11 protein-coding genes are annotated in these 11551 nt (G+C 25.8%); 6 read left to right on the top strand and 5 right to left on the bottom strand.

Annotation, left to right across the window (positions count from 1 at the left end):
- Positions 1-375 precede the first annotated feature (375 nt).
- The gene (locus tag BG20_RS06780) at positions 376-1023 is read right to left on the bottom strand and encodes an FkbM family methyltransferase (protein ID WP_010192625.1); all 648 of its coding nucleotides are present in this window, start codon (positions 1021-1023) and stop codon (positions 376-378) included.
- A 135-nt stretch (positions 1024-1158) separates the two neighbouring features.
- On the opposite strand from BG20_RS06780, the gene BG20_RS06775 reads away from it, so the two are divergent.
- The gene (locus BG20_RS06775) at positions 1159-2064 is read left to right on the top strand and encodes an FkbM family methyltransferase (protein WP_010192622.1); all 906 of its coding nucleotides are present in this window, start codon (positions 1159-1161) and stop codon (positions 2062-2064) included.
- Between the two features lie 28 nt (positions 2065-2092).
- Complete coding sequence (locus BG20_RS06770; protein WP_010192620.1) at positions 2093-3262, top strand: lipopolysaccharide biosynthesis protein; 1170 nt, start codon at positions 2093-2095, stop codon at positions 3260-3262.
- Here the strand turns inward: BG20_RS06770 and BG20_RS06765 are convergent.
- Genes BG20_RS06765 through rfbC form a run of 4 tightly spaced genes read right to left on the bottom strand, consistent with a single transcriptional unit; the run spans position 3233 to position 6791 of the window.
- On the bottom strand, positions 3233-4267 hold the full coding sequence (locus tag BG20_RS06765; RefSeq protein ID WP_010192617.1) for a glucose-1-phosphate thymidylyltransferase: 1035 nt from the start codon (positions 4265-4267) through the stop codon (positions 3233-3235). The two genes, BG20_RS06770 and BG20_RS06765, sit on opposite strands and share 30 nt — an antisense overlap.
- A gap of 30 nt (positions 4268-4297) precedes the next feature.
- On the bottom strand, positions 4298-5188 hold the full coding sequence (rfbD, locus tag BG20_RS06760; protein WP_010192615.1) for a dTDP-4-dehydrorhamnose reductase: 891 nt from the start codon (positions 5186-5188) through the stop codon (positions 4298-4300).
- Entirely contained in the window at positions 5185-6189 is a 1005-nt protein-coding gene (gene rfbB, locus BG20_RS06755; RefSeq protein ID WP_010192612.1) for a dTDP-glucose 4,6-dehydratase, read from the bottom strand. The genes rfbD and rfbB overlap by 4 nt, the downstream gene beginning before the upstream one ends.
- 47 nt (positions 6190-6236) lie before the next feature.
- Positions 6237-6791, bottom strand: a complete 555-nt coding sequence (gene rfbC, locus BG20_RS06750) for a dTDP-4-dehydrorhamnose 3,5-epimerase (RefSeq protein WP_010192609.1) — start codon at positions 6789-6791, stop codon at positions 6237-6239.
- A gap of 96 nt (positions 6792-6887) precedes the next feature.
- On the opposite strand from rfbC, the gene BG20_RS06745 reads away from it, so the two are divergent.
- The 4 genes from BG20_RS06745 (at position 6888) to BG20_RS06730 (ending at position 11477) form a co-directional block, all read left to right on the top strand.
- A complete protein-coding gene (locus BG20_RS06745; RefSeq protein ID WP_010192607.1) occupies positions 6888-7718 on the top strand; it encodes a glycosyltransferase family 2 protein in 831 nt (276 codons plus the stop codon).
- A 353-nt stretch (positions 7719-8071) separates the two neighbouring features.
- Positions 8072-8917, top strand: coding sequence for a polysaccharide deacetylase family protein (locus BG20_RS06740; RefSeq protein WP_010192604.1), 846 nt, complete (start codon positions 8072-8074; stop codon positions 8915-8917).
- Positions 8918-9009: 92 nt separating this feature from the next.
- Positions 9010-9894: a glycosyltransferase family 2 protein gene (locus BG20_RS06735; protein WP_010192602.1), complete on the top strand. Its 885-nt coding sequence runs from the start codon at positions 9010-9012 to the stop codon at positions 9892-9894.
- Between the two features lie 158 nt (positions 9895-10052).
- On the top strand, positions 10053-11477 hold the full coding sequence (locus BG20_RS06730) for an ArnT family glycosyltransferase (RefSeq protein WP_238527541.1): 1425 nt from the start codon (positions 10053-10055) through the stop codon (positions 11475-11477).
- The last annotated feature ends 74 nt before the right edge of the window (positions 11478-11551 follow it).

Below are 11551 nucleotides of genomic sequence, written 5' to 3'. Positions count from 1 at the left end.
AATTGGTGACGTTGGAAGAAATTTTAATCTCTGTCCTAACTTAAAGTAAATTTTTGATATCATAAATAAAAAAATTATATTTCAGGTTATTAAATCAAATGCATTCATAATAAAAAATAGAATTACAGATTATTTAAAACAATGATAAAGTAAAAAGGAATATTAATTTTAGAAATTATACTCTTACAGCCAAAATGTTTGTCACTTTTCGAGTATTTCCGTATCGTTCTATGAAATGTTTGATATTTACAGATGTATAATAATCATATTCTAAATCAAATAAATTGAATCTATGTTCAATTAAACTTTCAAGCAATTTTTTTGGTTCATATCCATAAAATTGTAAAAGGGTAGGATTGTATTCAAGTAAAATTTTTATCCTTGGATTTTTTTTAAAATTTCTTTCATTCCAGATAAAACTTTTGGCTCCAATCCTTCAACATCAATTTTAATAAAAAAAATCTTTTCTTGAAATTCTGAGAAATAATCATCAAGACTCACACAGTTTACTTGAATGCCATTAACACAATTATTATTTATTCGGTTATTTCCATTAAATTTACACAATTCTAATAATTCAATATTTGTTTTATCGGTAACAGCTTTTTCTTCAATTGTTAGATTTTTAAGATGATTTATCTGTTTATTTTTTTGTAATATTTCAAAGCTTTCCGGAGTAGGTTCAAAAGAAAAAACATTTCCTGTATCACCTACAAATTTACAGAATGCTAAAGAGTATATCCCAATTTTTGCTCCTATATCTATTACATTATCACCTTTAGAGATTTCATTTTCCAACAAATCAAAATAGTAATCTTTGTAAAAATTTTCTGAAGAATAATTTCCTTCATCATTTTTACCCAAATAAAATTTTAAACCATATAGATCTACGTATTCAGATTTTAATTGTCTAGTTAAAAATACGTGAATTTTTAACAAAGTCGTATGTTTTGAAAGGCCAGTGCCTTTAAGAGAATTGAATAAATTAAGATATATTTTGCCACATGTTTTCTTTAATGTCATATCAATATCAATTTGAAGATTCTTTCACTAATAGTCTTATTTTGGTCTTGAATTATAATTTTTCTAAAAGTTTTTCAATAAATTTAGAATAATGAATTCTACAAGTTTAAATCATGAGATCTAAATTTTAATTTAATGGTACATCAAAACACAATACGATATATTATAAAATTTGGTGGGCCAAAAAAGATTATTAAAGCATTAATTTTCTACGTATATGATTCATTTAAAAAAAGAAATTTAGATTTAAAACAGTCAAAAATAATTCAAGTTAATGATTATAAAATGAAAATCATTCCAAATGATAAAGGAATTTCATCAGAACTGTTGATCTATGGAAATCATGAACCACTTTCAACTGAAATTATTTTAAATGAATTGAGTGAGGGAATGAATTGTTTAGATATTGGAAGTAATATAGGATATTACGTATTATTAGAAAGTAAAAAAGTCGGTTTAACTGGAAATGTATGGGCAATTGAACCATCACCTGAAAATTATTCAGTATTATTAGATAATATCAAATTACAAAATAATAAAAATATTATAGCATTTAATTTTGCTATTGGGGATAAAAATGAAGAAATTGAATTTATTATCAGTAAAAAATCAAATTGGAGTAAGATAAAGGAAGAGAACGATAAAATATTATCGGAAGATAAAATTATTAAAGTTCCTCTAAAAACACTAGATTTATTTGTAGAGGAAAATAATTTAAGGAAAATTGATCTTTTAAGAATGGATGTAGAAGGATTTGAGAGTAGGATTATTTTTGGTGGATTAGAATTTTTAAGGAAATTTAAACCCATTATTATGATTGAAGTACATAAAATGATTATGGGCAAAAATGAAACTAAAAAAATACTTGAAAAAATAAAAGAAATAAATTATGAATGTGTTTTCTTTATTCCAAGAATTTTTGATGTACAAATAATCGGAGAGAGAAAAGATATAAAAAATATTTCAATAAATGACTTATTAAAAAAATTAGATAATAATACTTTACCAGATGTTTTCCAATTAACATTAAAGCAAAAATAGAATATACAGGAATAGTGGAAATAATCAAATGAAAATATTTGATAAATACAAAGAAAAAATTTTGAAAATAAAAAATATTACTTCTGTAGGAATTTCGAATCTAACTTCTAATGCAATTTCAGGATTATTTTGGATTTACTTAGCATCATTATTAGGTACGGAGAAATATGGTGAGCTAGGTTATCTTTTAGCAATTATAGGAATACTTGGCGGTATTGCATCTTTTGGTGCAGCAAATACATTATTAGTGTATGTTCCAAAGGGGGAAAAAATACAGGCAGTGATATTTTTTGTTGTATTAATATCAGGAACAATAGTTGGAATTACATCATATTTTATTTTTCAAAATGAATCAATTTTACTTTATCCATTGGGTTATGTGATTTTTTCTGTTGTTATATTTGATCTTGCTGGAAAAAAATGTTTTGCAAATTATGGAAAATACATGGTATTACAAAGAACACTAATGGTAGTCCTATCACTTGTATTGTATAAATATCAGGGTATTGATGGAATTATTTTTGGATATTCTTTGTCATTCTTTCCATTTGGAATATTAATGTATAAAAGTTTTAGAGAATCAAAAATAGATTTTTCTATTTTAAAAGGAAAAATGGGTTTTATTATAAATAATTATGTAAAACAGATTTTAACAATAGTTAATTTCAATGTAGATAAATTGATCATATTTCCTTTTTTTGGTTCCTCAGTTTTAGGTCCATATCAATTAGGTTTTCAAATTTTTGTTTTAGCAATGTTGGTACCAAATGTTGTAATTCAGTACACTCTGCCTCATGATGCAAGCGGTATAAAAAACTTAAAATTAAAAAAATATACGGTATTAACAAGTATAATTATAACCATAATAACCATATCACTTTCTCCAATAATTATTCCTCAATTCTTACCAAAATTTGATGAATCAATTCAAGTAATACAAATTATGAGTTTATCATTTGTTCCTCAATCATTATCAATTCTTTATAGTTCCGAATTATTAGGTTCGGGACGTACTAAGATTATTTTAATAGCAACAATAATTTCAATTTCTACTTTATCAGTTGGAATAATACTATTTGGAGAAAAATATGGACTTTTTGGAATCACTGTATCATTTGTGATTGGAAAAATTGCAGAATTTCTATTCATTCATATCAAAAAAGATAATTTAAAGCATGATTTTAGAACGCTCTCCTAAAAGATAAGTAGATTCTTTAGATTCGCTACTGTTTATTTCAGTTTCATCAGCTATAATACTATTTATGATTTTGATTGGTGTATCAATTATACAGTTATCCATAATTATAGAATTTTTAATTTGACAGTTTTTTAAAAATGAATTTTTTCCAATACTAACATATGGTCCAATAATTGATGAACTAATAACACAGTTATCATCAATAATTACTGGACCAATAATTTTTGATTCTGAATCAATGATGCAATTCTTCCCAATAAAAATGCCATCAGTGTTTTTAATTTCAATAGACATACTTTCAAGAATTAATTTATTTGCATGCAGTATGTCATTAGGAGTTCCAGTGTCTTTCCACCATCCAGTTACATAATCATGATCAAGTTCAAATCCACTATCCATTAGTAATTGTAGGGCTTCAGTAATTTCTAACTCACCTCTCCAAGAAGGTTTTAATTGTTTTATAATTTTAAAAATTTTTGGAGTTAAAAAATAAACTCCTATAACAGCAAAGTTACTTGGCGGTTCCTTTGGTTTTTCAATTATATGTAAAATTTTGTTATCTTTAATTTTTACAACACCGAATGCGGATGGATTTTCAACTTCTGCCAAAAGAATTTGTGCTTCTTTTGACGAGGATTCAAATTTTTGAACATATGATAATAATCCTGTTCTTAAAATATTATCTCCGAGATATACTACAAATTTATTTTCGCCAATGAAATCTTTGCATAAACTTATGGCATGTGCAATTCCATGAGGTTTATTTTGATAAATATATGTTAAATTTACACCAAATTTTTTACCGTTACCATAAAATTCTTTAACTTTTTCAGGATACACATCGCCAATAATTATTGCAATATCAATAATTCCTGCGTCACGAAGATCTTCTAAAACATATTGAGACATGGGTTTATTTGCAATTTTGATGAGTTGTTTTGGTCCAGTATGAGTAAGTGGTCTTAATCTCGTACCATGACCACCATGTAAGATAATCCCTTTCATTCTTGTAATAGAAATTAAAATAAATCTTAGTTATAAATAAAGAGAATCTGTAAATTGAGACAAATATTCATCTAAACTTTGCTCAATTGGTAAAGGTTTTTGAGTTAAAATTGAATTTGCTTTTGAAACATTTAAAGATGAATCAGATGGTCTTTTTGCTTTCCATTGCATCATATCCATTTTTACTGGTTTTAGAAAAGACTTATCAAGGTTAAGTTTATCTGCAATCATTTTTGCGAAAGAATATCTAGAGATACGTGTTGAACCAGACAAATGGAAATATCCAACTAAGTTATTTGTGGTTACATCTATAATCATTTTAGTTAAATTTGGAACATAGGTAGGAGTAGTGAATTGATCTTCAATCAAATTCAGCATATTATTTTTTTTAATATTTTCAATTATCCATAAAGGGAAAGTTTGTTTAATCAAATGATTTCCAAATGGAGTACTAGTTCTTATGATTGACCAATGAGAAATACAATGTTCTACAGCTTTTTCTCCTTCCAACTTTGTTTTACCATATTGGTTAAGCGGGTTGGGAAAATCATCTTCATAATATAGACCTTTTTTCCCATCAAAAACATAATCAGTTGAAAGATAAGTGAGGAAGCATCCAATTTGGTTGGTTTCTTTAACAATATGCTCTGTTGCTTTTGTGTTAATTAAATATGCTAAATTAGGTTCAGATTCACATTTTTCAACATCAGTGAGGGCAGCCAAGTGTATTATCACATCAGGTTGAAGTTTTCGTAAAACATTAGAAATTTCTTTCAGATTTAATAAATCTAGTTTGGTTGGAATTCCATGTAACGGTTTATGTTTGTTATAACAAGAATAAACAGTTTGACCAGATTGCTCAAGATCAGAAACTAATTGATTTCCTATTAATCCAGCAGAACCAGTTACTACATATTTCATTTTGACCAATCAAGTGTCCATGGTTGAGGATGAAGAACCTTTTCATCAATTAATGGTTCCCACCATTGCTTATTTTTAAGATACCATTTTACAGTTTCCTTTAAAGCATGATTAAAATCATATTTTGGTTTCCAATTAATTTTATTTTCAATTTTTGATGAATCAATTGAATATCTTTTATCATGTCCAGGTCTATCCGGTACATATTCTATCATATCATATGGTTTATTCATTATATTCAATATTTTTTCAACAATAGTTTTGTTAGAAATTTCTTCATAAGAAGTTATATTGTAAACTTCACCCATTTTACCATTTAAAATTAAAGATTGGATCGCATCTACATGATCATTTACATAAATCCAACTTCTAATTTGTTCGCCATCACCATAAATTGGAACTTTAAGATTTTTTATTGTACGAATAATAGTTTTAGGAATTAGTTTTTCGGGGAATTGGTTGGGACCAAAATTATTAGAACATCGTGTTGTAATACACTTTATTCCATATGTTCTATAGTATGATGCAACTAAATGATCTGCTGATGCTTTCGTAGCAGAATAAGGATTACTAGGATTAATTTGGGATTTTTCATTAAAAGATTGTTTGGTTTCAGCGTCACCATAAACTTCATCAGTAGAAATATGAATGAATAATTTATCATGTTTTCTTATTCCTTCGAGTAAGCAATAAGTTCCAAAAATATTTGTTTCTATGAAAGGTTTTGGATTAGATATGCTTCTATCAACATGAGATTCTGCTGCAAAATTTATCACAACATCATAATTTTTAATCAAATCTACTATTACAATTTCATTTCTAATGTCATCCTTAATGAATTGATAATGAATATCAGTTGGTAAGTCATTCAAATTTTCTTGATTTGAACCAATTGAAAGATTATCAAGATTTGTTACAGACGATTTAGGGTTATTTAAAAAATAATTTCGTATAAATGTACTACCGATAAATCCAGATCCGCCACAAACTAGTATTTTCATGTTAAGAGATTTCAAGTTAATTATTTAACTTTAGTTAAAAAATAATCTTATAAATCAAAATCATAGTCTAAATTTTTTAATAAAGGAAGATTCTGGTCTTTTTTTGACAATATTGGATTAGATATAGGCCATGAAATATTTAATTTCGGATCATTCCACAATATACCTCCATCATGTTCAGGAGAATATTCTTGATTTGTTTTGTAAAGCACAATAGCCTCATTACTCAAAACACAAAAACCATGTGCAAATCCTTCAGGAATAAACAGTGATTTATGATTATTTTCAGAAAGGATTTCACTTATCCATTGTCCATATGTTGATGAATTCTTTCGTAAATCTACTGCAACATCAAAAATTTCTCCTAAAGATACAGTAATTAATTTTGATTGAGCTTTCGGTAGTTTTTGAAAATGTAATCCACGGATTACATTTTTTTTTGAGAAAGAAAAATTTTCTTGGGCAAAATTTTCACATACACCATTTTTTTTGAAATCAGAATTATGAAAATTTTCAAAAAAGTAACCTCGTTCATCATAAAAAAGATTAGGTGTAATTAATACGAGATCAGGTATTTCAAGTCTAGTAAAATTAAATGTCATAAATTTACAAACATGATTAAGTTAAATAAGATTAAGAGATCAAATAAATACACATGTTTGATTCATTTTTATTTATATCATTTTACAATAGAATGAATGAAAGAAAATCCGCTTGTCAGCATAATTATATTAAACTACAATGCTGGAAAACTTCTTTTAGACTGTATTGAATCTCTTTTGAAATTATCATATGAGAATGTGGAATTAATAGTTGTTGATAATGTATCAAATGATGATAGTCAAAATGAATGTAAAAAAAAATATCCACATATTAAATTAGTTCAAAATCAAATAAATTCTGGATATTGTGGAGGCAATAATATTGGAATAAAAGAAGCAAACGGTGAGTTTCTAGTTATATTAAATCCAGACACAATAGTAGAATCAGATTTGATAGATGAGCTTATGAAAGCATATTATATTCATGGGGATGGATTATATCAACCAAAAATTTTATCACTTGAAAATAAAAGAGTACTTCAGAGTACAGGAAATATGATTCATATTTTTGGTTTTGGATTTGCAAGAAACAAAGGTACTGTGGATAATAATGAAATTAATAAAGTAATGAAAATTGGATATGCTGCAGGAACTTGCTTATTTTCATCAAGGAGTACATTTTTTAAATTAAATTTATTTGATGAATTTTTATTTTTATATCATGACGACTTAGATTTAGGTTGGAGGGCATTACAAGTAGGAATTTCATCATATATAGTACCGCAAACAAAAATTTATCATGCTGAAAGTTATTCTTTAAAATGGAGTAAAAAAAAATTTTTTTGGCTGGAAAGAAATAGAAGATATTGTTTAATGACGCATTATTCAAGAAGTACTCTACAAAAAAATTCAAAAGGAATTACTAATTACAGAATTATTAATTTGGTTAGTATATTTTTCAAAAGGATTTCTTACTGCAAAAATTAAAGCAGAGTTAGATCTAAGAAAGAATAGGTACACCATAATTAAAAAACAAATCGAGATTGAAAACAACAAAACAATATCAGATTTAGAATTGATTAAAACATTTCCTGATAGAATTGAAATTCCTAGATTTGTTTCAGATAATTTTCAAAGTAGATGGTTTCTTAATACGATAGAGAAATTAAGTAAAAAAGCTAAGAAAAAACTATTAGAAATATGAACTATTAGAAATTTATCTCAATATAGGATATATTATTTATGATTACTTTAAGTTAAAAATAAAACCTCATGAAAAAATAAAATCAGGTAAAATCAAATTATAAAAGCTCCTTTAAATTCCCATATTCCAATAGAATATGTTGGCATTACCTGTGTATAATGGAAAAAATTTATTAGGAATTGATTTTGAGGAATGGTTTCATCCTCAGTTAATTCAAAAATACCTTCCAAAAAAAAATCATGAATTAAAAATTATTTATGGTATTGATAAAATGCTTGATTGGTTACGAAAAAATGAAACATTTGCAACATTTTTTATGGTTGGGGAACTTTTAGAAAAAAAACCTGAATTATTAGATAAAATTATTGAAAATGGACACGAAATCGCATTTCATACAATGCAACATAATAGATTAGACGATAACAATTTTAAAGAAAAATTTGAAAAGGAGTTAGATTTATTTGATAAATTAACATCAGGGAAATCAAAAGGATTCAGGGCACCAACATTTTCACTTAATAAAAATACATCATGGGCAATTGATCATTTGATTGAAAAAAAATATTTGTATGATAGTAGTATAGTTCCAGCAAAAACAAAGTTGTATGGGTTTAATGATGCTGATGTTGCTCCATATAATATTTCAAGTGATTTTTTGATGGGTGATAATAAGAGTTCTTTAATAGAATTTCCATTATTAATAACTAAAGTTTTTGGTAAAAAAATTCCAGCCGGTGGAGGATTTTTTTTGAGATTTTTACCATTAAAAATTATTGACAGTGCAATTAAATCATATCAAAAATTGCATATTCCTGCCACATTTTACATTCATTCTTGGGAATTGACTCCTGAATTAATGCCGTCACTTCCATTATCAATATCGGATAAATTTATCACATATCATAATCTTAGAAATGCATTACCAAAAATGACCAAATTAATTAAAAAATATCAATTTACATCATTTGAGCGATATTTATAATATTGATGAATTAGTTATAAATTTAATTAATAAAGAATTCGATACATAAGAAACTATTTTTAAAAGCCTTTAATTCTAATCAAGTTAGAAGGATGACAAAAATAGCTATTGGATTACCATCATTTAATGAAGAAAAAAATATTGCAAGTATAATTTTACAATTAAAAAAGAATTATGAATTAATTCTTGTTTGTGATGATGGTTCTTCTGATTTAACAGCAGCAATATCAGAAAAAATGGGAGCCATAGTTATAAAACATAAAAAAAATCTTGGTTATGGAGCAGCAATTAGAAGTTTATTTCTAAAAGCACATGAGTTAGAATGTGACATTCTTGTTACTTTTGATTCAGATGGTCAACATAGAGTCTTAGATATAGAAACTGTAGTAGCACCAATTTTAAAAAATGATGCAGATATTGTAATTGGATCTAGATTTCTTGGCAGTATTAAAGGAGAAATTCCCAGTTATAGAAAATTTGGAATGAATACAATTACAAATCTTGTAAATGCCAATACCGAAAAAAAGATTACAGATTCTCAAAGTGGATTTAGAGCATATAACAAGACAGTGCTAGAGAAGATAATCCCATCAGAATCAGGAATGGGGGTATCAACTGAAATTTTGATTAAAGCTAATAAATACAAATTCAGAATTATTGAGGTACCAATTACAATTCATTATGAAGGTGATACATCATCACAAAATGCGTTATCGCATGGAACTTCAGTAATTCTAAGCACCATGAAATTCATATCAATTGAACATCCTCTAAAATTTTATGGTATTCCTGGAATTGCATTTTTAGTATTAGGTTTATTTTTTATAGTATGGACATTACAAGAATTTACAGCAACAGGAAGAATAATCACAAATATTTCATTAATAGCAACAGGCTCTACAATTTTTGGGATGATATTAACAATGAATTCAGTTTTACTATATTCTTTAGTTAGTGTTGTGAGAGAAAGAAGATAGAAAGTGTTAAGAATTATTTTGAATTTGAGATTAATTAACTAATGTTCTCAAAAAATACTCTTACAAAAGATAGGTACAGGCATTTTTTACCGCTTATCATAATTTTTTTTATAGGATTAGAATTTCGTATTTACTATTTTCCTTATGGATTACCACTTGTGGCAGATAGTTTAACTTATTTTTCATATGCAACCGAAATAATTTTTCTTGGTCATTTACCAACAACATGGACTCCGATAAATAATGGGTGGTCAATGTTTATGTCATTTTGGTTCTCAATTGTAAATCTAGAAAATACTTTACAGTATATGGAACTTCAAAGATTCACATCCATAATCTTATCATCTTTAACTATAGTTCCAATTTATTTTCTCTGTAAAAAATTTTTTAACAATAAATTATCTTTAATTGGAGCATCAATATTTGCTTTTGAACCAAGAATTATTTTAAATTCATTATTAGGTATTACAGAACCTTTGTTTATTTTAATCAGTACAATTACACTGGTATTTTTCTTAAAATATGAAAGAAAAGAGATTGTTATTTCTTTTATTCTAGTATCATTATGTACAATAATTAGATCTGAGGGAATTTTTCTTTTTTTTACTTTAACAATATTATTTTTTATAAAATTTAGATTTCACAAAAAATATTTAAAAACATATTTAGTCGGATTAATAATATTTTGTTTGATTTTAATTCCAGTGATAAATTATAGAATAGAAGTAACAGGTACTGATGGCATATTTCTTCGTGCAACACAGGGAACAACTCAAACATTATCTACTTTAAATCAAGATGAGGGGGTAAAGATTTTTGAAGGTATAAAACTTTTTATTTCATATTTAAGTTGGATAATGATACCTTCTTTTATAATATTTGTACCTTATGGGATAATACAATTTTTTAAGAAAAGAAATAAAGATACAAAATTTATTTTTGTCATTTTAATTATTAATTCAATTCCAATTTTTTATGCATATATCATGCAGGCACACGATACACGTTATATTTATGTGCTATATCCAATTTTTTGTTTAATATCATTATTTGCAATTGAAAAATATATTTCAAAATTTAATCAAAAAAATTTAATTTTAATATTAATGATTATAGGAATATTAGCTAGTTCAATAATTTTTTATGAATATAAAAAAATGGATTATGAAAAAGAAAAAGAAATGTACGAAATTGGAAAAATCACAGTACAGATTACATCTGGAATAAATTCTCATCCTATGGAATCAAAATACATAAGAGCTGCACAAATACCTGATGATTGGCCATTTATTTTTCATGATGACATGTATAAAATTAAAATCATATCAACAAATGGTTATGATGATTTAGAAAAATATATTTTCAATACAAAAAATAAACTAACTCATATTATTGTGGATGATGATCCAAATTTGCCAGAATTTTTAAAAGATGTGTATAAAAATGAAGAAAAATACGTGTATTTGAAAAAAGTTTTTGATTCAAAAAATAATGGATTTAAATATAAAATGAAAATTTTTGAGATAGATTATGAAAAACTAGATTCTATAAATAAGGATGAGTTTGCTTTTTTACATCACTAGAACATAAGATTAATTTACAGAAATTATTAGATTGTTAAACTTATCTAGTATATCAAGAAATCAAAAAATGATAT

Origin of the sequence: Candidatus Nitrosarchaeum limnium BG20, assembly GCF_000241145.1 — an archaeon.
GTDB classification, from domain to species: domain Archaea; phylum Thermoproteota; class Nitrososphaeria; order Nitrososphaerales; family Nitrosopumilaceae; genus Nitrosarchaeum; species Nitrosarchaeum limnae.
This window is presented reverse-complemented; position numbering and strand designations above follow the sequence as displayed.

Bases quoted from the DNA above. Each gene is read 5' to 3' on its own strand.
- BG20_RS06780 (WP_010192625.1), bottom strand. From the start codon at position 1,023: ATGACATTAAAGAAAACATGTGGCAAAATATATCTTAATTTATTCAAT.
- BG20_RS06775 (WP_010192622.1), top strand. From the start codon at position 1,159: ATGGTACATCAAAACACAATACGATATATTATAAAATTTGGTGGGCCA.
- BG20_RS06770 (WP_010192620.1), top strand. From the start codon at position 2,093: ATGAAAATATTTGATAAATACAAAGAAAAAATTTTGAAAATAAAAAAT.
- BG20_RS06765 (WP_010192617.1), bottom strand. From the start codon at position 4,267: ATGAAAGGGATTATCTTACATGGTGGTCATGGTACGAGATTAAGACCA.
- rfbD (WP_010192615.1), bottom strand. From the start codon at position 5,188: ATGAAATATGTAGTAACTGGTTCTGCTGGATTAATAGGAAATCAATTA.
- rfbB (WP_010192612.1), bottom strand. From the start codon at position 6,189: ATGAAAATACTAGTTTGTGGCGGATCTGGATTTATCGGTAGTACATTT.
- rfbC (WP_010192609.1), bottom strand. From the start codon at position 6,791: ATGACATTTAATTTTACTAGACTTGAAATACCTGATCTCGTATTAATT.
- BG20_RS06745 (WP_010192607.1), top strand. From the start codon at position 6,888: ATGAAAGAAAATCCGCTTGTCAGCATAATTATATTAAACTACAATGCT.
- BG20_RS06740 (WP_010192604.1), top strand. From the start codon at position 8,072: ATGTTGGCATTACCTGTGTATAATGGAAAAAATTTATTAGGAATTGAT.
- BG20_RS06735 (WP_010192602.1), top strand. From the start codon at position 9,010: ATGACAAAAATAGCTATTGGATTACCATCATTTAATGAAGAAAAAAAT.